This is a genomic window from Rhizobium sp. NLR16a (genome assembly GCF_017948245.1).
GTDB lineage: Bacteria > Pseudomonadota > Alphaproteobacteria > Rhizobiales > Rhizobiaceae > Rhizobium.
In genome coordinates this window covers 59,745-82,773 of sequence record NZ_CP072869.1, presented here as the reverse complement: position 1 = coordinate 82,773, position 23,029 = coordinate 59,745, and the positions used below count along the sequence as shown (strand labels likewise).

Annotated in this window: 19 protein-coding genes, 6 pseudogenes and 1 riboswitch; of the genes and pseudogenes, 18 read left to right on the top strand and 7 right to left on the bottom strand. The window is 58.3% G+C overall.

The features are described 5' to 3' along the window. Position 1: 1 nt before the first annotated feature. Positions 2-352 (bottom strand): IS66 family insertion sequence element accessory protein TnpB, encoded by a 351-nt coding sequence (gene tnpB, locus J7U39_RS27405; RefSeq protein WP_113109094.1) that lies wholly within the window; start codon positions 350-352, stop codon positions 2-4. Beyond that, positions 349-777: a transposase gene (locus J7U39_RS27400; RefSeq protein ID WP_210633185.1), complete on the bottom strand. Its 429-nt coding sequence runs from the start codon at positions 775-777 to the stop codon at positions 349-351. The genes tnpB and J7U39_RS27400 overlap by 4 nt, the downstream gene beginning before the upstream one ends. Before the next feature lie 724 nt (positions 778-1,501). Between J7U39_RS27400 and ccoN the strand changes: the two genes are divergently transcribed. The 13 genes and pseudogenes from ccoN (at position 1,502) to J7U39_RS27345 (ending at position 13,553) form a co-directional block, all read left to right on the top strand. Next, positions 1,502-3,124 carry a cytochrome-c oxidase, cbb3-type subunit I gene (gene ccoN / locus J7U39_RS27395; RefSeq protein ID WP_210633184.1) on the top strand — a complete coding sequence of 541 codons (1,623 nt, stop codon included), beginning with the start codon at positions 1,502-1,504 and terminating at the stop codon, positions 3,122-3,124. Between the two features lie 8 nt (positions 3,125-3,132). Further along, entirely contained in the window at positions 3,133-3,867 is a 735-nt protein-coding gene (gene ccoO / locus J7U39_RS27390) for a cytochrome-c oxidase, cbb3-type subunit II (protein WP_210633183.1), read from the top strand. Between the two features lie 8 nt (positions 3,868-3,875). Then, positions 3,876-4,028, top strand: a complete 153-nt coding sequence (locus J7U39_RS27385) for a cbb3-type cytochrome c oxidase subunit 3 (protein ID WP_168297880.1) — start codon at positions 3,876-3,878, stop codon at positions 4,026-4,028. Between the two features lies 1 nt (position 4,029). Further along, positions 4,030-4,893 carry a cytochrome-c oxidase, cbb3-type subunit III gene (ccoP, locus tag J7U39_RS27380; RefSeq protein WP_210633182.1) on the top strand — a complete coding sequence of 288 codons (864 nt, stop codon included), beginning with the start codon at positions 4,030-4,032 and terminating at the stop codon, positions 4,891-4,893. Positions 4,894-4,903: 10 nt separating this feature from the next. Next, positions 4,904-5,093: pseudogene (locus tag J7U39_RS31990) on the top strand (hypothetical protein). A 167-nt stretch (positions 5,094-5,260) separates the two neighbouring features. Beyond that, positions 5,261-6,828: pseudogene (gene ccoG, locus J7U39_RS27375) on the top strand (cytochrome c oxidase accessory protein CcoG). Next, positions 6,825-7,310: a FixH family protein gene (locus J7U39_RS27370; protein ID WP_210633180.1), complete on the top strand. Its 486-nt coding sequence runs from the start codon at positions 6,825-6,827 to the stop codon at positions 7,308-7,310. The pseudogene ccoG and the gene J7U39_RS27370 overlap by 4 nt, the downstream one beginning before the upstream one ends. Further along, complete coding sequence (locus tag J7U39_RS27365) at positions 7,307-9,592, top strand: cation-translocating P-type ATPase (protein WP_210633179.1); 2,286 nt, start codon at positions 7,307-7,309, stop codon at positions 9,590-9,592. Before J7U39_RS27370 ends, J7U39_RS27365 begins: the two co-directional genes overlap by 4 nt. Next, positions 9,589-9,747, top strand: coding sequence for a cbb3-type cytochrome oxidase assembly protein CcoS (gene ccoS / locus J7U39_RS27360; RefSeq protein WP_210633178.1), 159 nt, complete (start codon positions 9,589-9,591; stop codon positions 9,745-9,747). The genes J7U39_RS27365 and ccoS overlap by 4 nt, the downstream gene beginning before the upstream one ends. Before the next feature lie 312 nt (positions 9,748-10,059). After that, positions 10,060-11,616, top strand: coding sequence for an RNA polymerase factor sigma-54 (gene rpoN, locus J7U39_RS27355; RefSeq protein WP_210633177.1), 1,557 nt, complete (start codon positions 10,060-10,062; stop codon positions 11,614-11,616). A 147-nt stretch (positions 11,617-11,763) separates the two neighbouring features. Beyond that, positions 11,764-12,229 (top strand): annotated as a pseudogene (locus J7U39_RS31985) (hypothetical protein); the annotation flags it as partial. After that, the gene (locus tag J7U39_RS27350; RefSeq protein WP_210633176.1) at positions 12,226-12,888 is read left to right on the top strand and encodes a transcriptional regulator; all 663 of its coding nucleotides are present in this window, start codon (positions 12,226-12,228) and stop codon (positions 12,886-12,888) included. The pseudogene J7U39_RS31985 and the gene J7U39_RS27350, both read left to right, overlap by 4 nt. A 131-nt stretch (positions 12,889-13,019) precedes the next feature. Next, positions 13,020-13,553, top strand: a complete 534-nt coding sequence (locus J7U39_RS27345) for a hypothetical protein (protein ID WP_210633175.1) — start codon at positions 13,020-13,022, stop codon at positions 13,551-13,553. A 381-nt stretch (positions 13,554-13,934) separates the two neighbouring features. On the opposite strand, the gene J7U39_RS27340 is transcribed toward J7U39_RS27345, so the two are convergent. After that, the gene (locus J7U39_RS27340) at positions 13,935-14,105 is read right to left on the bottom strand and encodes a hypothetical protein (RefSeq protein WP_210633174.1); all 171 of its coding nucleotides are present in this window, start codon (positions 14,103-14,105) and stop codon (positions 13,935-13,937) included. A gap of 851 nt (positions 14,106-14,956) precedes the next feature. On the opposite strand from J7U39_RS27340, the gene J7U39_RS27335 reads away from it, so the two are divergent. Next, the gene (locus J7U39_RS27335; protein WP_210633173.1) at positions 14,957-15,910 is read left to right on the top strand and encodes a redoxin family protein; all 954 of its coding nucleotides are present in this window, start codon (positions 14,957-14,959) and stop codon (positions 15,908-15,910) included. On the opposite strand, the gene J7U39_RS27330 is transcribed toward J7U39_RS27335, so the two are convergent. The 4 genes and pseudogenes from J7U39_RS27330 to J7U39_RS31980 form a co-directional block, all read right to left on the bottom strand. Next, positions 15,799-16,233, bottom strand: coding sequence for an ACT domain-containing protein (locus J7U39_RS27330; protein ID WP_210633172.1), 435 nt, complete (start codon positions 16,231-16,233; stop codon positions 15,799-15,801). The two genes, J7U39_RS27335 and J7U39_RS27330, sit on opposite strands and share 112 nt — an antisense overlap. 483 nt (positions 16,234-16,716) lie before the next feature. Then, a complete protein-coding gene (locus J7U39_RS27325) occupies positions 16,717-16,950 on the bottom strand; it encodes a helix-turn-helix transcriptional regulator (protein WP_168260225.1) in 234 nt (77 codons plus the stop codon). 565 nt (positions 16,951-17,515) lie between these two features. Next, positions 17,516-17,688: pseudogene (locus tag J7U39_RS27320) on the bottom strand (rhizopine-binding protein); the annotation flags it as partial. Positions 17,689-17,746: 58 nt separating this feature from the next. Beyond that, positions 17,747-17,951, bottom strand: a pseudogene (locus tag J7U39_RS31980) (IS5/IS1182 family transposase); the annotation flags it as partial. A gap of 938 nt (positions 17,952-18,889) precedes the next feature. Here J7U39_RS31980 and J7U39_RS27310 point away from each other — a divergent pair. The 4 genes and pseudogenes from J7U39_RS27310 (at position 18,890) to thiS (ending at position 23,027) form a co-directional block, all read left to right on the top strand. Next, positions 18,890-19,600 carry a hypothetical protein gene (locus J7U39_RS27310; protein ID WP_210633209.1) on the top strand — a complete coding sequence of 237 codons (711 nt, stop codon included), beginning with the start codon at positions 18,890-18,892 and terminating at the stop codon, positions 19,598-19,600. Between the two features lie 213 nt (positions 19,601-19,813). Continuing rightward, positions 19,814-19,945: riboswitch (TPP riboswitch) on the top strand. Positions 19,946-20,037: 92 nt separating this feature from the next. Beyond that, positions 20,038-21,857 (top strand): annotated as a pseudogene (thiC, locus tag J7U39_RS27305) (phosphomethylpyrimidine synthase ThiC). A gap of 1 nt (position 21,858) precedes the next feature. Then, positions 21,859-22,833: a glycine oxidase ThiO gene (gene thiO, locus J7U39_RS27300; protein WP_210633171.1), complete on the top strand. Its 975-nt coding sequence runs from the start codon at positions 21,859-21,861 to the stop codon at positions 22,831-22,833. Then, positions 22,830-23,027: a sulfur carrier protein ThiS gene (gene thiS / locus J7U39_RS27295; protein WP_131591212.1), complete on the top strand. Its 198-nt coding sequence runs from the start codon at positions 22,830-22,832 to the stop codon at positions 23,025-23,027. Before thiO ends, thiS begins: the two co-directional genes overlap by 4 nt. The last annotated feature ends 2 nt before the right edge of the window (positions 23,028-23,029 follow it).

Below are 23,029 nucleotides of genomic sequence, written 5' to 3'. Positions count from 1 at the left end.
TTCAAACCCGCGTCGGGCGCCAGGTTTCCTGAGGGGCTCTCCAGTCAATTCCGGACAGCAAATAAGAAAGCTGCGCCGGCGTGATTGCCACCGCGCCGCCCTCTACATTCGGCCAGATAAACCGGCCGCGTTCCAATTTTTTCGTGAACAGGCATGCGCCCTGGCCATCATGCCAGATCAATTTTACCAGATCACCTCGGCGGCCCCGGAAGCAGAACAGATGACCGCCCACCGGGTCATGCTTCAACACTTCCTGCACCCGAAGGGCTAGCGAAGGAAAGCCGCACCGCATGTCTGTATGTCCGGTCGACAACCAAACCTTGACACCCGTTCCCATCGGAAACGGGTTCATCGCAACGTCTCCAGACCCCGCATAATCCGCAGCAGGACGTCCACGTCGACATCCCGACCGACGATCACACGCCGGTCGTTCGCACTCACCACCTCCATGCGACCCTGGTCGCTGACAGGCGGCGGCACAGCGACAGTCGCCGCAGATGGCGTCTTCGCAACAGCCGGCTCGGCAACAACGATCGCTGGAACAAACCCGTTCGTCGAGCGGTGGACAAGCCGTCCTTCCCGGACGGCCCTGCGCCAGGCATTCAACTGCCAGCGCGTGATCCCATGACGCTGCGCCGTGGCCGTCACCTGCCGCGGGCCGTTATAACTCTCAGCCACAATCGCCAGCTTCGCTTCATCCGTGAAACGCCGGCGACGCCCGCTATCGACAATCTCCATCCGGCTAAAATGCCCGGTGAGATCATTCATCAAGTCCATGTGTGAAGCACCGTCTATATTGCCGTCTATATAGACAGAGCATCCACACTCTCACTCACTCCACAATGCGGCCCAACTCGGATGCCTACCCTTTTTGACCAGACAACCAACATAGAGAGGAACAATAATGCCGCTCACCCGTAGCGGCGTTTCTGACACGATCGAGCGAAGCGCGCAGCTTGCTTCCAATCGGCTCGTGTTTCATTGATTTTACGCCGGGCTTGCACGCCGTCGACAAGTTGCCGCTCGAAACATGTATCCCAGCCGATGTTAGCAACGATTTCCTAAGCCCTCCTTCTGGACATCTCACCTCAAGGGTGCAGCGCCCTAAATTCGGCGTTTCCTACGGCATGTCGGCCAAAAACATATTTTTTCTTCCGGCCACCTTCCTCAGGTTGATCCTATAGCGCGTCAGCAAACTCTGACATTGTTTGATGGGCTGCATCTGTCGTCCTGCGCTCGTCTATAACACCTGGCCCATAACGCGTTCCGCCAATCCGGGAGAACTGATCCACCACAAAAACGTGATCTAACACACCCAGCGTGATGTCAGGACAGTTGCAATGTGCCGAACGACTAAACGACCCATTGTATTATAATCGTAGCGCAGTCCCGTCTTCCCGGCCTCTCGTTGACGCAGATCAAGGCGCAATTCGCGGCTTCATGACAGTCCTGGCGAGAAAGACGGCCGCGACGCGGTCGTCGGCGTACTGGGGACGACATCATGAATTACACAACGGAAACGATGGTGATCGCGGTCGCGGCGTTTCTAGCGCTGCTACTAGCCGCATTCGCGCATAATCATCTCTTTGCGGTTCATATGGGCATACTTTGCCTCTGCCTCGTTATGGGGGCTGTGCTGATGGTCAGCAAGGTTGAATTTTCGCCGGCAGGCCAACAGCGTAACGCCGATAAGTCCGGCTACTTCGACGAGGTGATACGGTATGGCTTGATTGCCACGGTATTCTGGGGCGTGGTCGGCTTCCTGGTTGGCGTGATCATCGCGCTGCAACTTGCCTATCCCGACCTCAACATCGCCCCTTATCTCAATTTCGGGAGGCTGCGGCCCGTTCATACGTCGGCGGTCATCTTCGCCTTCGGCGGCAACGCGCTCATCATGACATCGTTCTACGTGGTGCAACGCACCTGTCGCGCACGTCTTTTCGGCGGTAGCCTGGCTTGGTACGTATTCTGGGGCTACCAGCTTTTTATTGTGATGGCTGCGACCGGATACGTTCTCGGAATCACCCAAGGCCGTGAATATGCCGAACCTGAGTGGTACGTCGACCTCTGGCTGACCATCGTTTGGGTGGCCTACCTAGCAGTGTATTTTGGGACGATCCTGAAGCGCAAAGAGCCGCACATTTATGTAGCAAACTGGTTCTACCTTGCCTTCATCATCACCATCGCCATGCTGCACGTGGTCAACAACCTGGCGGTTCCCACCTCGTTCCTTGGCTCCAAGAGCTATTCTGTCTCCTCGGGTGTCCAGGACGCGCTGACCCAATGGTGGTACGGCCATAACGCCGTCGGCTTCTTCCTCACCGCCGGCTTCCTTGGAATGATGTATTATTTCGTGCCGAAGCAGGCCAACCGACCCGTCTATTCATACCGGCTTTCGATCATCCACTTCTGGGCGCTGATCTTCATGTACATCTGGGCCGGCCCGCATCATCTGCACTACACGGCACTGCCCGACTGGGCCCAGACGCTCGGCATGGTCTTCTCGATCATGCTCTGGATGCCCTCCTGGGGCGGCATGATCAACGGCCTGATGACCCTTTCGGGCGCCTGGGACAAGATCCGCACCGACCCGATCATCCGTATGATGGTCGTCGCCATTGCCTTTTATGGCATGTCGACCTTCGAAGGTCCGATGATGTCGGTGAAAACCGTCAATTCGCTCAGCCACTATACCGAATGGACGATCGGCCACGTGCATTCCGGCGCCCTCGGCTGGGTGGGTATGATCACCTTCGGGGCGATCTACTATCTGACGCCGAAGCTATGGGGACGCGAGCGTCTCTACAGCCTGCGGATGGTCAACTGGCACTTCTGGCTCGCAACCCTCGGGATCGTCGTCTACGCCGCCGTGCTTTGGGTTGCCGGCATCCAGCAGGGGCTGATGTGGCGCGAGTACAATTCTCAGGGCTTCCTCGTCTATTCCTTCGCGGAGACGGTCGCGGCCATGTTCCCCTACTACGTGCTGCGCGCGGTGGGCGGAACGCTTTACCTGGCGGGTGGTCTCGTCATGGCCTGGAACGTGTTCATGACGATCCGCGGCCGCGTGCGCGACGAAGCTGCGATCCCAACCACTTTCGTGCCCCAAGCACAGCCTGCCGAGTGAGGTGAGACATGGCATCGATACTTGATAAACATAAGATCCTCGAGAAGAACGCGACGCTTCTTCTCGTCGGCTCGCTGCTCGTCGTGAGCATCGGCGGCATCGTCGAAATCGCACCGCTGTTCTACCTGCAGAACACGATCGAGAAAGTGGAAGGCATGCGGCCTTACACGCCGCTGGAGCTCGCCGGGCGGAACATCTACATCCGTGAAGGCTGCTATCTCTGCCACAGCCAGATGATCCGGCCGTTCCGCGATGAAGTCGAACGGTACGGCCATTACTCGCTGGCTGCGGAATCGATGTACGACCATCCTTTCCAGTGGGGATCCAAGCGAACTGGACCGGATCTGGCCCGCGTGGGCGGACGCTACTCGAACGAATGGCACGTCCAGCATCTCGCAAATCCGCGCGCCGTGGTGCCTGAATCCATCATGCCGAGCTACGCCTTCCTCAAGGAGCAGGAGGTGACGGTCAAGGGTGTCGGAATGGACCTCAAGGCCAATGAGGACGTGGGCGTGCCTTACAGCGACGAGATGCTGGCGAATGCCGAGACCGACATGCGTGCTCAGGCGGATCCGAATGCGGACACGACGGCCTTGCTTGCACGCTATCCGAAGGCGAAGGTCGGCGATTTCGATGGCGACCCGGCCAGGCTGACTGAAATGGACGCCCTGGTGTCCTATCTGCAGATGCTCGGTACGCTTGTCGATTTCTCGACCTATGACGACGCGACCGGCTACCGGTGAGGGGATCCATGGAAACCTATACTGCAATGAGACACTTCGCCGACAGCTGGGGCCTCCTGGCGATGGCAGCATTCTTCGTCGGCGCGGTCGTGTTCACCCTTCGCCCAGGCAGCAAGCAGGCGGCGAAAGAAGCCGCCGATATTCCCTTGAAGGATGATTGAGATGTCGGAAAAACATATCGATGAATTAAGCGGCGTCGAAACGACCGGGCATGAATGGGACGGCATCCGCGAACTCAACAATCCGATGCCCCGATGGTGGGTGTGGACCTTCTACGCCACCATCGTCTGGGCGTTGGGCTATGCGATCGCATATCCCGCGATCCCGATGATTACCGACGCTACGAAGGGCATGCTCGGTTTTTCCAGCCGCGCCGAACTGCAGCAGAACCTGGACCAGGCCAAGGCATCGCAAATGCAATTTCATGATCTGATCGCCGCCAAGACGGTACAGGAAATCGATTCCGATTCTGCCCTTCGCGAATTCGCAATCGCCGGCGGCGCGTCAGCATTCAAGGTGAATTGTGCGCCATGCCACGGCTCGGGAGCAAGCGGCGGTCCTGGATTTCCGAACCTCAACGACGACGATTGGCTGTGGGGCGGAGACCTGGATGCCATCCAGACGACGATCGCGCATGGGATTCGCTTCGACGGGGATACGGACACTCATGCTTCCGAGATGCCGCCCTTTGTCGATGTTCTGGATCCCATCCAGACAAGGCAGGTCGCGGCTTACGTCTGGGGGCTGACCAATACACCGTCGGACCCCGGTCTCGCAGAGGCGGGAAAACAGGTCTTCGTCGACAACTGTGCCGCATGTCACGGCGACGACGCCAAAGGAAAGGTCGAAATGGGCGCGCCTGACCTCGCCGATGCGATCTGGCTGAAGGCCCGCGGCGAGGATGCGATCATCCGTCAGGTGGCCGCTCCCAAGCACGGCGTCATGCCTGCGTGGGCAGGGCGTCTCGGCGATACGACGGTCAAGGAACTTACGATTTTCGTCCATTCGCTCGGCGGCGGGACGTGAGGAGAAAACCATGACAGCTCACGGCCACAACCCGATCCTCGATCTCTATGGCACGCCGCGCGCCACGATACGATCACGCGGCACGACGCGGCAAGGTCACGCCGCCCCCTTCCAATCAGGAAGATCCGGCAAAGATCGGCAGGTCGATCATCAGTTGGACCTGCCTCAAAGACCAAGAGCAGACAAGCCGGTTGCAATAGCCTTGTCGAGGACGTTCCAGCGTGGTTGCTTGTTCCCCCGCAGCCCCCCAAAGCCACGCCCTCTCTCCATGGCGTTTTCCTTTCGCGGGAACGCCTTGTCTCTTGATCTGCATCAAGGGCAGATGCGCAGCAGATGGGACAACGGCAGATGAAGTCCGCTAGGCCCCATGAACCTCCGCACCGCACCAGATCCCGATACATCAAAAGGCTCAGTGGCGAGCCAGTCAACGCCCGTCGCAACCGGCAGCTTCTCTACGCTCCTCGGAAGAAGGTCTTTCCCCAGCGTGCAGAGGGACGATTCCGTCGGTTCAAGTGGATCGTCATGCTGGTTACGCTCGGCATCTACTATCTCGCGCCATGGATTCGCTGGGATCGCGGGCCTTACGCGCCTGACCAGGCAATCCTCATTGACCTTTCCTCACGGCGCTTCTTCTTTTTCTTCATCGAAATCTGGCCTCAGGAATTTTACTATGTAGCGGGTCTCCTCGTCATGGCGAGCCTCGGCCTGTTTCTCGTCACTTCCGCGGTTGGCCGCGCATGGTGCGGCTACGCTTGTCCGCAGACGGTCTGGGTTGATCTTTTTCTCGTCGTCGAGCGTGCGATCGAAGGCGATCGAAACGCGCGAATAAAGCTTGACGCTAGGCAAATGAGCTTTGCCAAGCTGAGAAAGCGCGTCGTCAAGCATTCGATCTGGCTGCTGATAGGCGTAGTCACGGGGGTAGCGTGGATCTTTTATTTTGCCGACGCGCCGAGCCTGCTTGTTTCGCTGTTCACCGGCCACGCTCCTGCAGCCGCCTACACGACCGTCGCCATCCTTACCGCAACCACCTATGTGCTAGGCGGTCTCATGCGAGAGCAGGTGTGCACCTATATGTGCCCTTGGCCACGCATCCAGGGTGCGATGCTCGACGAAAATTCTCTCGTCGTCACCTACAATGCCTGGAGGGGCGAGCAGCGGTCGCGGTATCCCAAGAGCGCGCGAGCCAGGGGCATCCCGGTCGGGGATTGCGTCGATTGCAATGCCTGCGTGGCCGTGTGTCCGATGGGAATTGACATTCGCAACGGGCAGCAGATGGAGTGCATCACATGCGCGCTTTGCATCGACGCCTGCGACGGTCGTATGGAGAAGCGCGGGAAGCCTCGCGGCCTGATAGCCTACGCCACCCTGAGCGAATACTCGAGCAACATGTCGCTTGCCACCAGGGTAGGGAGAACAGCCGTCCAGCCGTCGAGGGTTCGAAACGATGATGGGACTTTCGTTCCGGCGATCCGGCACTTCAACTGGCGCATCGTCTTTCGTCCGATAACCGTGTTTTACGCAGTCGCCTGGGCGTCGGTCGGCGTGGCCATGCTCGTCCATCTCACCTTTCGGGAGCGCCTTGAACTCAACGTCGTTCACGACCGAAACCCCCAGTATGTTCTGGAAAGCGACGGCTCGCTGCGGAATGGTTACACGCTTCGTATCCTGAACATGGTGCCGAAGCCCAGGGATGTGAACATAAGCCTGGTCGGGCTGGAGGGGGCGACGATGCGTATTCCCGAGTTCGGCAAGGAAGACGCTCGCAGCTTTACAGTCTATGCCGAACCCGACGCGGCCACGACGCTCAAGGTCTTCGTTACGCGCAAGCCTACCGGAGCCCCGATCAATGAATTTCTGTTCGTTATCGAAGATACCGATCATGCCGATCGGGCAGCCTACCGCGCGGCGTTCAATGCACCGGGAGACACCAAATGAAGACCTCCGCTCAAGGCTTTACAGGCCTGCACTTGCTGCTTTCGACCTCGGTATTCTTTGGCGTGGTGATCGCGGTGAACGTCACCATGGCCTTCTATGCCTCTTCCAGCTGGAGCGGTCTAGTCGTGGAAAACACCTATGTCGCCAGTCAGGAGTTCAACCGCAAGGCGGCGGCGATGAAGGCAATGGCCGCTTCCGGCATCGAGGGCAGACTCTCCATAACCGGGCACGAGATCCGCTACGATATTCATGACAAGAGCGGATCGCCTGCGATCGTCGACGACGTCATTCTGAATTTCAAACGTCCGGTCGGAGACCACGAGGACTTCCTCCTTACGCTCAGGAAGACAGCCGCGGGGCGGTTCGAGGCGGAGCATGATCTAGCCGACGGTGACTGGATCGTCGAGGCCATCTCGCGAAACGGCGGCGTGGTCGTCATGCATGAGGCCAAACGCATCGATACCAAGGAGTTGGACCGATGACCTGCTGTACCATGAACGCGGAAAGCGTGCTTGCGCTCAGCACGACGTCATTCAGTGCCGAAGAGATCCGCCTTGCCAGCCAGCCGCTCGGCGAAGGATTGCGCCAGCTGGACCTGAGCGTTCCCGACGTCCACTGCGGCGGCTGCATTTCGACAATCGAAAGGGCGTTGTCGACGCTTCCCTTCGTCAAGACAGCACGAGTCAATCTCACGGCTCGAAGGGTGAGCTGCGTCTACCAGGAGGAGATCGAGACGGGCGCAACCGATCCGTCCAAGATCCTCGCAGCGATCAACTCGGCCGGATATCGCGCGCATCTCTTCACGCCCTCAGCTCCCGAGAACGACAAGACCAGAAATCAACTTCTCCTCGCGATCGGCGTGTCCGGTTTTGCGGCCGCCAACATCATGTTGCTCTCGGTATCGGTCTGGTCGGGTGCAGATGCTGCGACGCGCGACATGTTTCATTGGATCTCGGCGATGATAGCAGCGCCCGCGCTGGTCTATGCGGGGCGCTTCTTCTTCAAATCGGCCTGGAATGCGCTCCGCCACGGACGCACCAACATGGACGTTCCGATCTCGCTCGCCGTGACGCTCTCCTATGCCGTTTCACTGTGGGAGACCATCCATCACGGTGAACATGCATGGTTCGACGCGTCGGTTTCGCTGCTCTTCTTCCTGCTGATCGGCAGGACCCTCGATCATATCATGCGGGAAAAGGCTCGGGCGGCGATCAACGGACTTGCAAGGCTGGCGCCGCGCGGGGCCTTGCTGATCAATCCGGACGGGTCCCGACGCTACATTGCGGTAGAAGAGATCGCGGTGGGAGATGAAATCTCGATAGCGGCAGGCGAAAGGGTTCCCGTCGATGGCGTAGTGGTCAGCGGAGCAAGCGACGTGGACCTCTCCATCGTCACCGGCGAGAGCAGCCCCGTCGCCGTCGCCGGCAACAGTGAGGTGAGTTCGGGCGCGATGAACCTGACCGGCTCGCTCGTCCTGCGCGCGACGCGCATTGCCAAGAATTCGCTTCTTTCGGAGATCATCGGCCTCATGGAAGCCGCCGAGGGCGGAAGAGCTCGCTATCGCAGGATCGCCGATCGCGCTGCGGCGCTCTATTCCCCGGCCGTGCATCTGTTGGCGCTGGTCTCCTTTCTTGCCTGGGGCCTCCTCGGCGGAGACTGGAAACAGGCAATGCTGGTCGCGGTAGCGGTCCTGATCATTACCTGCCCATGCGCATTGGGCCTTGCCGTGCCCGTGGTCCAGGTCGTCGCTGCGGGGGAGCTTTTCCGCAAGGGCATCATGGTGAAGGACGGTTCGGCACTCGAAAGGCTGGCCGAGACCGACACTGTGGCCTTTGACAAAACGGGCACCTTGACGATGGGCAGGCCGCGCCTTGTCAGAGTGGACGCCATGGAAGAGAACGCCACAGCAGTCGCCCGCGGATTGGCCGTGCATTCACGGCATCCTCTTTCTCGGGCTCTGGTACGGGGCTCCGAAACCGCCCCCATGTCCTTCGACAGCGTCACGGAAATCCCTGGCGGGGGGCTGGAAGCCAGGAAGGGCGCGGACGTCTATCGACTGGGCAACACGGCATTTGCCTGCGGAACCGGCTTCGTGCCCCGCATCGCCGATAGTCCGCTCTCGGAAGTGGTCTTGTCGAAGAATGGCGTCGCCCTTGCCCGCTTCTTCTTCGATGACACGCTTCGCCCGGGCGCTCGCGAGGCCATCGGCCAGCTCGACGCAGCCGGTCTTGAAACGCTGATCGTGTCCGGCGACAGGCAGACCGTGGTCGACCATACGGCGCATGCTCTGGGCATCGACAGGGCTTTAGGCTCGCTGACGCCGAAACGGAAGGTCGATGAATGCCAGAGGCTGAATGGCGAAGGTCGCCGCGTGCTCATGGTTGGCGACGGGATCAACGACGCCCCTGCCCTTGCCGCGGCCCATGTCTCGATGGCGCCGGCCACGGCTTCCGATATCGGCAGACAGGCCGCCGACCTCGTTTTCTTCAACGATCGCCTCGACGCCGTGCCGGAAGCGATCGCCATTGCGAGAAGATCTGCCACGCTGATCCGGCAGAACTTTGTTCTGGCGATTGGTTATAATGTGCTGGCGGTGCCGATTGCCATCGCCGGATTGGCGACACCGCTGATAGCGGCGGTGGCAATGTCGACATCTTCGATCATCGTCGTGACGAACGCACTGCGCCTGAACGCCTTCAGCAAGCGTCCGGATATGCACATTCGAGGGCGGATCGGCAGGATCGCGGAGGTCAAAGCCGCATGAACATGTTGATCTATCTCATACCGATCGCGCTGCTGATGGGAGGAATAGGACTCCTGGCATTCCTTTGGTCGCTGAAGAGCGGCCAGTACGACGACCTTGAAGGCGCCGCCTGGCGAATCCTCGCCGAGGACGAAACCGATCAACGAAAACCCTGACCAAACACTGGGTCCAAAAAGGAAATGTAGATACAGAATTGCGACAATCTGCACTGTCGTCGTTTGTCGGCTCCGCGACAAACGCCCTTTCCTAACCGAGTTCACGGCTCGCCAAAATAACTAAAACTTAAGAATATTCTTTTCGGGATTCACTCGATGATTTGGAGGGCTTTCTTGAAAGCTACTAAGCGACGGGGCGCCCAAGTTGCCCCAATTTGGTTCATGATGCCAAGCACGTGCCACGTGACGGCATCGATCTCGTGCCCTGAGGTCATGATCGGGCATGGATCCAAGAATTAAGTGGAAATTATCATGAAACCTTCCGCCAATCTTATCCAGCGCCAGACCCAGTCCCTGGTGATGTCACCGCAACAGATGCAATCCATCCGGTTGCTGCAAATGAATCATTTCGAACTCAGCCAGTTTATCGCTCAAGAAGTGGAACAGAATCCGCTGCTCGAATTTCAGGACGACAACGTGGCGGGTGGCGAATGCGGCGAAACCCAAGATGGTGAGTATGCTCATCAATCGGAGGATGCCGGCGGGGACGATGGTTATGACAATCGTGACCAGGCGCTCTCCACCGACTGGTGCGACAATGGCGGCAGCGCCAGCACCAGCCGGCTGAACGACGAACTCGACGCCAATTACACCAATGTCTTTCCTGACGACGCGGCCCCGCAGCGCCTCGACGCGCCGGAGCTCGTCAGCCAGTGGAAGTCGATGCCGGGCAGCGGCGATGGCGTCGACTACGATATCGACGATTTCGTCGCCGGCCAGGTGTCGCTACGCGATCATCTCGCCCAGCAGATCCCCTTCGTCCTGCCTGACATGGCCGACCGGCTGATCGCGCAGAATTTCGTCGACCAGCTCGACGAGCGAGGTCATCTGCAGGCCGATATTGTCGAGGCAAGCGAGGGGCTGGGCACGAGCCTCGCACAGGCCGAGCGCGTGCTTGCCACCCTGCAGAGCCTTGATCCGCCAGGTGTTTTTGCCCGCAGCCTCGCCGAATGCCTGGCGATCCAGCTCAGGCAGAAGGACCGGTACGACCCGGCCATGCAGGCTCTGGTCGAAAACCTCGAACTGCTGGCCCGGCGCGACTTTGCCACGCTGAAGCGGCTCTGCGGCGTCGACGAGGAAGATCTTCTCGACATGCTCCGCGAGATCCGTCAGCTCAATCCCAAGCCCGGCAGCGATTTCGAGGCAGCTGTTTCCGAAGCGATCATACCCGATGTGGTCGTCAGAGCCTCCTCGGATGGCGGCTGGCTGATCGAGCTCAATCCGGATGCGATGCCGCGCCCGCTGGTCAACAAGTCCTATTCTTCCCTGGTGAAAAAGAACGACGAAGCTCGCGCCTTCCTTGCCGGTTGCCAGGAGAAGGTCAGTTGGCTGAAGCGCAGCCTCGACGAGCGGGAAAAAACCATCATGAAGGTGGTAATCGAAATCGTCCGCCAGCAGGACGCCTTCCTGTTGCACGGCGTCGATTACCTGCGCCCGCTGAACCAGAAGACGGTCGCCGAGGCGATCGAGATGGATGAATCCACCGTCAGCCGCGTCACGTCGAACAAATATATCCTGACGCCGCGCGGCCTCTTCGAACTCAAATATTTCTTCACCGCCTCGATCAGCGCCGTCGCGGGCGGTGACAGCCATTCGGCTGAGGCCGTGCGTCACAGGATCCGTGCGCTGATCATGCAGGAGAGCCCGGAGGCGGTGCTTTCCGATGGCGATATCGTCCAGATGCTGAAGAAGGGCGGCGTCGATCTTGCCCGCCGCACGGTTGCGAAATACCGGGAAGCGATGAACATCGCCTCTTCGGTCCAGCGCCGCCGCGAGAAGCGCGCACTCGCCAAGGTCGCGGGCTTCTGAGGCTGTCTTCAACCCGGATCGAATTATCCTGCTCTAATCGGCGGCGCGGGTTTCCGTGTTCGGCTGCGCTCAGGTTACGATAGAACCAACCCTTGATCGAGGAGAAGGCATTGCCGGATATGCCTACCCGAGCCGGTTAGGCGCGGCCTGGGCGACACCCTGATTGCGGAGGACTATGACCCAATTGCGCTCGATCATTTTCGCTTTGCCGGACGATGAGCTTGCGCTGGCGTAGAAAGCGGGACAGTTTCTACGTAACGCATTCGGCTATTCGGCCGACACTTGCACAACCGTGATCGGGTTCGGCGCGTCAGCTATTGGTCGTCTATGCGATGGTTACGCGCAAAACGAACTACCGCAATGTTTGTATAGCCGGAACATCGGATCAGGCCGTGTTGCCACGTCGAAGGGCTATCCTCTCACCAGCGAAGATCGGCTCGCAATCATCGAGCGGCGCCAACGGAACGATATCATAGCAGTTGCTTGTTTTCGATTCGCCAGTGAGCCAATATTCAAAAAATATAGACCGGATGGATTGCAGTCGCTATCTGAAAGGCTTGCGATGCTGAAGACGTCGCCGCCGAATCAGACACCCGAGGCTTCTTTAAGATGAAAAAAGTCCAACGCAGCTTTGCCGTCGAGTACAAATCAGGTCGCCGGAAACTCAATTTCAAACCGAACTCAATCTGGGGAGACACCGATCTCAAGTCCGTTGCTCAAGATCTGCAGAACGAGGCAATGGCATTTCTGTCATTAACTCCTCAGGCAAAAAGCAGCGAGATGCTTGTATCCGGAGAAGAACAGCCTGGGTCGTTATTGACACTGCCGATCGAGCAGGAGACAAATGCATCGGCTTTACAGGAGACCACAATGGCCGACGAAAACGATACGATGATCAATGCTGAAACGCCGGCCGCGATCGCGTCCGATGTATCGAAGAAAGTGCGCAAACCTCGCGCCAAGAAGGCAGTGCCTGAAACGGCCCCAGCCCCGGTTTCTGTGCAACCAGCATTGGCTTCGAATGCCACCGCCGGAAAGCAGAAGAGAGGACGCAAAGCAAAGTCTGACGAAGGTGCGACAAACGCCAGACGTGCGCCTATCAAGCGTGCTCCGAGGGCGGTTCAGGCAGCGACGGCACCGTCGGTAGCTGCAGTTGACGAGTTTGCGGATCTTCTGCAGCTGGAAGAGGAAAATCAAAGACTGCGGAAGCTGCTGGCCGAGAAGCTACGTGCTGAAAATGCCGATCTGCGAAAGCGGCTCAACCTCGGTTAATCGACAGCCGTCGGCCAAGCGTTGGCCGCATTCTCATGCTTATTGATGCGAATAGTCTGGCGGCGGTTAGTCATGCCGCCAACGCTTTTGCACGTAGTTTGCGCACGGGGTAGAATTCGAGGTCGAATAAAATGGCGTCCCCATGGAAGCTTCTTGCCCGATTGGTGTCCCCGCGACGGCAGCAGAGGCAAGAACAAGGCTCGACCGATGCCGTGAAGTCGGACGTATTGGCCATTGCCAAGCCGACAGCCAACAACGAGTTAGGCGCCGCAGACCGTCCGGCCGACGAAAAGTCAGTTCTCCAGGGTCATTCCGCGGCGGTGCCAGTCGACCCGGGTCATGCCGAAGAGGCGGCAAGCGCTGTTGATGGTCCCACAGATATCGACGGCGCGGGACCGGAGGAAGGAGCTGATCCAGCTTTGTTCGATGAAGTCGACATAGCTGCGCATGCCGCGGGTGAAGGTCAAACGCGAAAGCGCAGCACGCGGGGCAAGAAGTCGAAAACTATTGCGGTCGTTCTCCCACGGCCTCCAAGCGTTTCCACTGCTTCTGACGATGCAATCAATCTCAATGAAGAGATCAGGCTCCTCCGGCACCAACTGGCGAGCAAGCTTCGAATGCAAAATGCACAACTGAAGCATATGCTGGAGCGGTTCGAGCACTAAACGTGTCCAAGTCCGATCCACCGGCCGCGGGCTTGAGCAGCGTGTCAACGCATTTTATGCTAAGACGATAGCCGTACCGCACACGCTTCTCGCAGATCTCACGAAGACGACGTTCCAGACAGGCCTGATCGGCGCGGAAAGCCGGCATACTTCTTCTTCCATTTGAAGTAGGTCGCCTGATTTATGCCCGCTTGCGCCACTTCAGAACCGTCTTCGGATTGATCCCGTAGCTCCGGCTCAGCTCCGCGGCCGAAGCTTGCGATCGCTGTATTGCAGCTCGAATTGCGTGCGTGGTCGTGGCGCTGCCGTGACGTATTGGCCCATAGTGCTTCCTTCCATTCGGCGGAAAAGATCGCACCATCAATTCCCCGGATCAAACACCTAGTACGGGAAAAATCGGTTCTCACGCAGCAGGTTGAGAAAATGCGCCAGCTCGGCCTTAACCGTTTCGGTGAGGAGGCGGACCGGGCCGATGGTGGATCCGGACGAGATCAGAGCTTTGAGGTCAATGGCAAGATCGCTGCTAGCGCGAACATTGGCTCTAACCGCCATGAGATTTTTCGCAACACCTCATTATCCAGGGTGAGGATCTCCTGATCTTGCGCAACCCGGCCGTCGTCCAGGATGCGAGAAGCGCGCCCGGGGAAGGGCGCGACCAGGGGGGATGGGTACCCACGGTATGGGGATTGTCCAAATCTACCCGCTCGTAGCGCAGCCTTCATGACTTATCCGATTTGAAGCCTGTCGGAGCGCCTCTTCAACGCGGTAGTGATCGGGGCTGCTTCCGACAACGCATGTCGGAAGCCCTACAAACCCTGCGAATAGCGACAACAGCACATGTGCAATCTCAAAGGCTTATCGGCGCAACCTGACTGGCACGAGTAGTGCTCAGAGTAAGTCGGGTCGCTACTGACCTGTTCCGATTTTGGGAGATCAAGTGACTATGCACACTGTGCCTTTTATCAAACGGGTGCCGGACAATCAGGCGCCTGATCGTCGTTCCGGAAAGCGGACGATTGATGGAGACCCGGCTCCGGTCGGATCCGCAATTGCAAGGAGGCTGAACCTCCGGCGCCTGACTTACAGGCGTCCCTTGCACGACCCGCGGCGTCCAACGCGGAGAAGCATAGGTGTTCATGACTAATGGGAATTCCAATGACCTCCATCTTCATCGAGGCTCGGTGTCTTCCTCGCGACGGAGAGATCGCCACCCTCCCAAAAGAAGGACACCATCGCAATGGCCGCCCGCATCCGCAGACGCCATTTTAGAAGACGAGATCACAAGCGTGGGTCCAACAGACGGAACATGCGCCGCGTTTCGAAATCGAAGCAACTCGACCTGATACTTCACACGCTCATTCCTGGCGCACGAAGCTCCGGATAACTACTGGTGGAGAATGAAAATGACCTCCAGCTTGAATAGCGGCTCTCCAGCCCCGTCTATCAAAGTGCAGCACTGGCTGCGCGGCGATCCGCTTCCCAACTTCAAGCTCGGCAAGATATACATCCCTGCGTTCGTTTCGACTACCTGCAGTGGTTGCGGGCCGGCGCTGGCCCGCCTGGCTCAGTTGCATGAGCAATATCGGGACATCGGCATTGAGGTCATCGGCATTGTAGCAAATAATCGGACTGCAATGGTTGACGAGGCCCTAGCTGAGGTGGACGCATGGGTGACCAAATGGCTCCCGAATGCGAACATACGGATCGGGTTCGACTACTCAGGCGAAATGGATGAGGATTGGCTCAAAGCCAGTCTATCTTCCGCCGTTCCACGGGCGTTCGTTGTCGACCTAGACGGTAGGATCGCCTTTATCGGCGATCTGGTTAAGCTCGAGGACGTTCTGCCAAAAGTGATTGACGGCAGCTGGCGCGCCAGCGCCGAAGCAAAAAGTGCCGAAGAGGAGCGGATTGCTGAAGCCGAGATCCATGCTCCGGCGCGCGCGTTGCTTCGTCGAATCCGGGCGGCGACCGATATTGAGGATTGGAAGACGGCGCTCTCTGCCATTGAAGAGGGCATCATCCTTTTCCCGGACAACATCAAGTTCCACCAGAAGCATGTCGAGATATTGATTGGAGTAATGCGCGACATGGAGGCGGGCTGGATAGCATTAGTCCAATTTGCTCGCACTGCAATTGAACGAAACTCTGAAGATTGGCTCTCGCGGCGTTGCGAACCAACGCCAGGTCTGCTCGTGCTGCCGTTTGCCCGCGAATTTCGCAAAGCTTCGCCGCTATGTGCGGGGGATTACAGTTCGTTAACATTGCGCATCGCCCGCGCGGACTCGCGTTGCAGCCTTTCCAACAGATGCAATGCTCGATCAGCTAGGCCCGTCGGAACAAAGATGTGGTCGTGGTGATATGCGGCCACCATGTTGCACGGTATCCCGGCTTCTGCGAGAGAGGCGGCGACGCCCGCCGTAAGGCCGACGCCATCGAGCGCAGAATTCACATCGAGGGTGATCTGGCGCATCGCAAGTGACGTTTCGAACCCCGCTTCGTGCGCCTCTCCTTTCTCAAGGATGACTGTCAAACCTTCTTTTTCGTGAAATGTCGCGATCGGATTCAGATTGTGGGCTTTGCTCCCTTCATTGGGAATCGAGCAGAATACATACTCACCCTCTTTGAGCGAGGGCGTCATATTCGACAGCATTTCGAATTTGTCTCGCAACACAATAGCCATTGCCCGCGGTCTCCTCTGCGTATCACACGATGTCTTGGCCATGTCTAAGACGGGAACTGGGCGCGAACAAATGAGATTTCCTTAACTGGCATAAGGCAGATTGACGATGTTGGATCGTTTCAACTTAAGCGCAGTCCTTCGCAACGCAAGCCCGTGAGCGGGTGACCAAAGTACTTCGGGTTACGCCTTTGGCGGTCTCGCAGCATACTAGAGCGCTTGAAGAAAAGGTTGGCTGTCTTCATAGCCCGCGATCAACCGTCCGGCCTACTCAATTGGAGTGAGGATATTCCGTTACGCCGCACGGTACTCCCACGACAACGCAGACTCCTTCCTAGAGGCCTCCCCATTCCCGAAGTAATAGCATGTCACCTCGTCTCGGGAGGCATTGATTTCTTGCTCGAGATAGCGGTGAAGCGCGACCCGTGAGTTGCGGCACCAATCTTCCTGGAAGAGGTGCAGCGTGGAAGAAGCTGCTCAAAGAAGTCAGCGCGGCGCATCACATATCTTTTTTAGAATCCCTAGAGCGGATGCGGTCCTTCGGATCCTCGACGCGTCGAAATCCGCGTCATTCTCCAGAGCTGTCACCTCTGTCACAGTCAGACCAGTGGTTTCTGCGACGTCGTCAAGCGAATAGCCGCGAGCCAGACGAGCTTCTGCAAGCAGAGCACCAACGGACGGGGCAACTGGGAATTTCGCAATCTTCGAGACCATGTTCATGTCGTTTAAGGCTCCTTTTGGCGGCCAGAAAACGTGCGCCCGTTTTCTAGTTCCACCGCTGCCGACCGCGTCCGGCAACGGACAGTTTCTTCGAAATCCGCGAGCGCTCTTTCTATCAGTTTGTGCGACGGAGTATAGGTCTGACGCGATGAAGGATGGACAACCCTTGCATGGCAAACGACGAGAGGTGACCAGCTCCGAACTGCGGCGCAAACTCGCGACGGCCGACAAACAGCTTCCTATCTGGCGGGAGCGTTCGCGCCGGTGGAAAGCTCGTGGGGAGTAATGCACTGATTGTTCCCAAGCGGGGAGTGATGGACAAACAATTCGGGCCCCTCGTGGGCCGCAGGTTCGGCCAAGAGCTTGTGAGAAATCTCCCGGGCTCTGTTGATCGGCGTCCGGTTGAATAAATCGCCGGAAAACGGCGCGTCAAGGTCAAGCGCGGCCTGAGTTCAAGGACCCTTCATCGTCTTGGCACTCTAAGGGTTTTGTGAGACTTGGAGCGCCCAAAAAGAGGATGCAAGCAAACCTGCATTGTGTCGCATTCGCGCTTCAGCTCTTGATGACGGAGTCCTTGAGGCGTGACGAGCTGAAACGGAATGTAGCCCTTCTTTTCGACCTTAGCAGGCTTGAGTGCGGTGTCGAGTGAGCCTTGCCCTGGCCGGCGGCATCCTGGAACACGGTAAGGTCGAGATCGCGCGCCTGCATGGCGGCAAGCACGTCCTGTGTGGCGTCGACGACGGCGCCGACTCGGCCGTGGTCATATTCATATTCCTTGCCTCTTTGAAACGTCTGATCACACCGTGTCTGCATGGCGGCAGACGGCTTTCGGGCGTGCCCGTCAAGCATGCGGTCGAGAACGGAGAAACCGATGGCGAGTTCGGTCTGCCGACCAGGCCGCGACCTGGCTCCCAGACGCCGCCCTATGATGGCCTTGTATCGCCCGACTACCGTTTTTACCAGCAAGAGTTTGCCGTAGCGGTAGAGACCTGCCATTTCACCTAGGCGCCGTGAAGTGCGATATATGTAATAATATATGACTGACATACTTTATAACTCGCAGGTTTCTCACAATAATAGGTAAAGTCTGCCAAACTGGAAATGATATACGATAATATATACTCAACACATCTGTTGCGTTGTTTATCATTTTCATCGAGTGTCCCGTCATGAGGAGCTACGGTAGCACAGGAAATTCTTTCCCTATGAATGCTGAAATCTTTCCGGCGACAGCATCGTCTGGAGGCTTGCACAAGGAGCACATGACATGGATCATCAAAAGCAATCAGACAAGCGCCTTGGCTGCTCGCATCTGCAGTTGGCAACCATCGACGGCGTGTCGCTGTCTGGTCTGCAGTTGTCACTCGAGCGGCAGGAGGGTTCTGGGTCGACGAAGAAGACCTTTTTCCAACAATTGCTCCTGGATTTTGCTTTCGGCTGCGAGCTATTTTATCCGATCCAGCTATATGAACATCTCGCAACGAGCGAGGGCGACGACAAGGGCGCTAAACCATTAGGTGAGAGTTACGAGTATGGAACTGGGAGAGTTCGGACCGGCCGCCACGTCCCTCATTTGAAATCCACGTCTCTCGGGTTTCCATATTCCAGAATGGAAGCGCCTGCTCAGTCGCCAACTCTTGCAAACTACAACAACAGGTCGGCGAGCGGATGGAGGACATCATGGACGACATGGATGCAACGCAAGCAAAGGACGGCTCGGGCACACGGGTTTCAAAACGTGCGAACCAGCACCGCAGGAACATCGAAAGATGGTAAGAAAGTCTTCAGGAACCTGACCGTTACACGGTACGCGCAAGCCCTAGTTCAAATCCTGCTGCCGCTATCATATACACTGACAACGCTCACTTGTCGGCAAAATTCAAGGGTATTTGGCCCGCAAGGTTCGCCCAATTATACTTCCGAAAGGATTTCATTCTCTATGTCATTATGTTCTGCGAAATGCATTCGCATCGCCGCGCTTGCAGCGGCTGCCATCGTGCTGGGCACCCAGTTCGCAATTGCGCAAGAACCGTCTATAGGGGCTCAGTGGCTGAACACGCCGGTATCTCGGGTGGAAGCGCTTGCGGTCCTCCAGACCCTGAATGCCAATCTCCTGAGTAACGCCAGTGCTACGTTGACCCTTGACCGTTGGTGCGCCGCGCATAAGCTCGCACCGGAAGGTTTCAAGATCGTAGCTCAGCGTGTGGGCGGGCAAGGCAAACCGGCCGATGAGGACATCCGTGATCTTCTAACCGTCGGACCGGGTGAGTTGATCGCCTATCGCCGCGTCCGACTGGTCTGCGGCGACCGCGTCTTGTCCGAAGCCGACAACTGGTATGTACCTGCAAAATTAACTGCGGAGATGAATCAGGCGTTGAATACCAGCGATATCGCGTTTGGCAGAGCCGTTCAGGCTCTCAATTTCACTCGCACAAACCTGTCTGCCAAGTTGCTCTGGTCCCCTCTATCCGAAGGCTGGGACATGGACGGCTTAACAGCGCATGAAACAAGTTCCCTCGGCCTGCCGGCGTTCCTGCTCGAACATCGTGCCGTACTCAAACTTCCAGACGGCACGCCGTTTAGCGCCCTGGTCGAAAGCTACACGGACAAAGTACTAGACTTTCCAGTTCCGCGCCTGCTTTCTCAATAGCGCTTCTGTATCTCGGTAGATTTGGCGAACTACTCAGAATAAATCGACTGCCTATGCGACAAGGGCGCTTGTCTTGCGGAAGCGTGCCGGCCGGACGATTGCCCTTGTCCATCGCTTAATCGCGGCGACACGCACGATAGCCTGTGTGTAACCTGACCCCGTGCCATCGCAGATTGTCGCTTGACAGTCCCCTCGGCAAGCCTCTACCCTTTTCGCATTCACCAGGGGGGTCCCGGCAAGGGGCTGAGATACTGCTGGACAATACGGCTTTGCCGATTGTGGCGCAGTGACCCGTTGAACCTGATCCAGTTCATACTGGCGTAGGGACGGTGCAAGCGCTCAAAGGCAGTGGATTCACGCTTGGAATCCGTGCCGGCGTCTTTTCATCATTCCGGCTGATGACTGGGTCTCCAATCGAAAACTTGGAGCCTCAAACCATGAATATCGCCGCCACCCCAACCGTCACCACCGGCCCCTTGCCGGCATCCAGGAAGATCTACATTCGGGGGGACGTCCATCCCGACATTTGCGTGCCGATGCGCGAAATCAGCCTGCACCCGACATCGGGCGAGCCGCCCGTTGTCGTCTACGACTCCTCCGGCCCCTATACGCTCGAGGGCGCCGAGATCCGTATCGAACAAGGGCTTCCCTCACTGCGACGCGACTGGGTTCTCGCCCGCGGCGACGTCGAGGCCTATCAGGGCCGCCATATCCGCCCCGAAGACAACGGCTTTGCCAGCGGCGAAAGGCTGACGCCCGAATTCCCCACGCTACGCCATCCGTTGCGCGCAAAGGAGGGCAAGGCCGTCACCCAGCTCGCCTATGCGCGCGCCGGCATCATCACGCCCGAGATGGAATTCATAGCCATCCGCGAAAACCTTGGTCGCAAGGCGCAGGCGGATGCCATGGTCCGCGACGGCGAAAGCTTCGGCGCCCATATTCCGGACCATGTGACGGCGGAATTCGTCCGGCAGGAAGTGGCGGCGGGTCGGGCGATCATCCCCGCCAACATCAATCATCCGGAATCCGAGCCGATGATCATCGGCCGGAATTTCCTGGTGAAGATCAACGCCAATATTGGCAATTCTGCTGTCACCTCGTCCATGACGGAAGAGGTCGAGAAAATGGTCTGGGCGGCCCGCTGGGGCGCCGACACGGTCATGGATCTCTCCACCGGCCGCAATATCCACAATATCCGCGAATGGATCATCCGCAATTCGCCGGTGCCGATCGGTACCGTGCCGCTCTATCAGGCGCTGGAGAAGGTCGAGGGCATTGCCAAAGACCTGTCCTGGGAGGTCTATCGTGACACGCTGATCGAACAGGCGGAACAGGGCGTCGACTATTTCACCATCCACGCCGGCGTGCGGCTTCACTACATCCCGCTCACCGTCAACCGCGTCACCGGCATCGTCTCGCGCGGCGGTTCGATCATGGCGAAGTGGTGTCTCCATCATCATCGCGAAAGCTTCCTATACGAACATTTCGAGGAGATCTGCGACATCTGCCGCGCCTATGACGTTTCCTTCTCGCTCGGCGACGGCCTGCGCCCTGGCTCCATCGCCGATGCCAACGATGCAGCGCAATTCGCCGAACTGGAAACACTGGGAGAGCTGACCAATATCGCCTGGGCGAAGGATTGCCAGGTGATGATCGAAGGTCCCGGTCATGTGCCGATGCACAAGATCAAGGAGAACATGGACAAGCAGCTCGAGGTCTGCGGCGAGGCACCCTTTTCTACACGCTCGGGCCGCTGACGACGGATATCGCACCCGGCTACGACCATATCACCTCTGGGATTGGCGCTGCCACGATCGGGTGGTTCGGCACGGCAATGCTTTGCTACGTCACGCCGAAGGAGCATCTGGGTCTTCCGGATCGGAACGACGTCAAGACCGGCGTCATCACCTACAAGGTCGCCGCCCACGCCGCCGATCTCGCCAAGGGGCATCCGGCCGCACAACTGCGCGACGACGCGCTCTCCCGCGCCCGTTTCGAATTCCGCTGGGAGGATCAGTTCAACCTCTCGCTAGACCCCGAAACCGCCCGCAGCTTCCACGACGAGACGTTGCCGAAGGAAGCCAATAAGGTGGCGCATTTCTGCTCCATGTGCGGCCCAAAATTCTGCTCCATGCGCATCTCGCACGATATCCGCGCCGAAGCACAGAAGGAAGGTCTGGATGCGATGGCAGCGCGTTATCGTGAGGACGGCGGCCTCTATATGCCGATAGAAGCCCAACAGCAATCGGGCGAATGAGATGCGTGTGCTTGTCAAAGGCGCCGGCGTTGCCGGCCTGACGGTGGCGCATGAACTGCGCGCTCGAGATGCCGAGGTCACCGTGCTCGATCCATATGGCAGTTTCCTCGGCGCTGCATCGTGGCTCGCGGGCGGAATGTTGGCGCCCTGGTGCGAGCAGGAGAGTGCTGATGGCGCCGTGCTGATGCGCGGCCTCACCGCCGCCGACAAATGGGAGGCAATGGTGCCTGGAGAGGTGCGACGAAACGGAACGCTCGTGGTCGCGTCGGCCCGCGATCTTGGTGAACTGAGACGCTTTGCCTGCCGCACGACCGGTTATGAATGGCTGGAAGAGCCGGCGATCGCGTCGCTGGAACCCTCTCTTGCCGGGCGATTCCGGCATGGGCTGTTCTTTCGCCGCGAAGCCCATCTCGATCCTCGGCGAGTGTTGTGTCTGCTGCGCACCAAGCTGACGGTTCAGGGGGTCACCTTCGTGGGCGAGAGCCCGCACGAGGAGAGCTTTGACGGTGTCGTCGATTGCACGGGCGCAGCGCAGATCGGCGAGGCGAAGGAGTTGCGCGGCGTTCGCGGCGAAATGCTCTACCTTAGAAGCTTTGACGTGGATCTCTCCCGGCCGGTCCGCTTGCTCCATCCGCGTTTCCCCGTCTACATCGTCCCGCGTGGAGACGGTCTGTTCATGGTCGGCGCGACGATGATCGAGACGGAATTCGACGGGCCTATAGTCGCCCGTTCACTGATGGAACTGCTCAACGCTGCATACACGCTAAATCCGGCCTTTGCCGATGCAACCATAATCGAAACGGGTGTCGGAATCCGCCCAGCCTTTCCGGACAATCTTCCACGTGCAAGCCATCAGGGGAAGGTGATCTCGCTCAACGGCCTCTACCGCCACGGCTTTCTGCTCGCGCCAGCCATGGCCGCCGAGGCCGCTGAACTTGTCTTCAACCAACACACTACGGGAAGGAACGCCCCTTGAAATTAATCGTAAATGGCGAGGCTCTGGATGTCGCGGCTGAGACGCTGTCGGAGCTTTTAGTCTTGATGGAATACGAGGGTGATTGGCTGGCGACAGCCGTCAACGGTGAGCTTGTCCATCGCGAAGACCGGTTCGATCGATCGCTCAACGACAATGACAGAATCGAAATCCTGTCGCCGATGCAGGGAGGTTGACT

Excerpts from the sequence above, each read along its gene's own strand:
- J7U39_RS27385 (WP_168297880.1), top strand. The coding sequence starts at position 3,876 with ATGGAAACCTATACTGCAATGAGACACTTCGCCGACAGCTGGGGCCTC.
- J7U39_RS27400 (WP_210633185.1), bottom strand. The coding sequence starts at position 777 with ATGGACTTGATGAATGATCTCACCGGGCATTTTAGCCGGATGGAGATT.
- J7U39_RS27325 (WP_168260225.1), bottom strand. The coding sequence starts at position 16,950 with ATGAACATGGTCTCGAAGATTGCGAAATTCCCAGTTGCCCCGTCCGTT.
- J7U39_RS27350 (WP_210633176.1), top strand. The coding sequence starts at position 12,226 with ATGAAAAAAGTCCAACGCAGCTTTGCCGTCGAGTACAAATCAGGTCGC.
- J7U39_RS27365 (WP_210633179.1), top strand. The coding sequence starts at position 7,307 with ATGACCTGCTGTACCATGAACGCGGAAAGCGTGCTTGCGCTCAGCACG.
- thiO (WP_210633171.1), top strand. The coding sequence starts at position 21,859 with ATGCGTGTGCTTGTCAAAGGCGCCGGCGTTGCCGGCCTGACGGTGGCG.
- ccoP (WP_210633182.1), top strand. The coding sequence starts at position 4,030 with ATGTCGGAAAAACATATCGATGAATTAAGCGGCGTCGAAACGACCGGG.
- J7U39_RS27340 (WP_210633174.1), bottom strand. The coding sequence starts at position 14,105 with ATGGCGGTTAGAGCCAATGTTCGCGCTAGCAGCGATCTTGCCATTGAC.
- J7U39_RS27335 (WP_210633173.1), top strand. The coding sequence starts at position 14,957 with ATGACCTCCAGCTTGAATAGCGGCTCTCCAGCCCCGTCTATCAAAGTG.
- J7U39_RS27345 (WP_210633175.1), top strand. The coding sequence starts at position 13,020 with ATGGCGTCCCCATGGAAGCTTCTTGCCCGATTGGTGTCCCCGCGACGG.
- J7U39_RS27370 (WP_210633180.1), top strand. The coding sequence starts at position 6,825 with ATGAAGACCTCCGCTCAAGGCTTTACAGGCCTGCACTTGCTGCTTTCG.
- ccoS (WP_210633178.1), top strand. The coding sequence starts at position 9,589 with ATGAACATGTTGATCTATCTCATACCGATCGCGCTGCTGATGGGAGGA.
- ccoO (WP_210633183.1), top strand. The coding sequence starts at position 3,133 with ATGGCATCGATACTTGATAAACATAAGATCCTCGAGAAGAACGCGACG.
- J7U39_RS27330 (WP_210633172.1), bottom strand. The coding sequence starts at position 16,233 with ATGGCTATTGTGTTGCGAGACAAATTCGAAATGCTGTCGAATATGACG.
- J7U39_RS27310 (WP_210633209.1), top strand. The coding sequence starts at position 18,890 with ATGTCATTATGTTCTGCGAAATGCATTCGCATCGCCGCGCTTGCAGCG.
- ccoN (WP_210633184.1), top strand. The coding sequence starts at position 1,502 with ATGAATTACACAACGGAAACGATGGTGATCGCGGTCGCGGCGTTTCTA.
- tnpB (WP_113109094.1), bottom strand. The coding sequence starts at position 352 with ATGAACCCGTTTCCGATGGGAACGGGTGTCAAGGTTTGGTTGTCGACC.
- rpoN (WP_210633177.1), top strand. The coding sequence starts at position 10,060 with ATGAAACCTTCCGCCAATCTTATCCAGCGCCAGACCCAGTCCCTGGTG.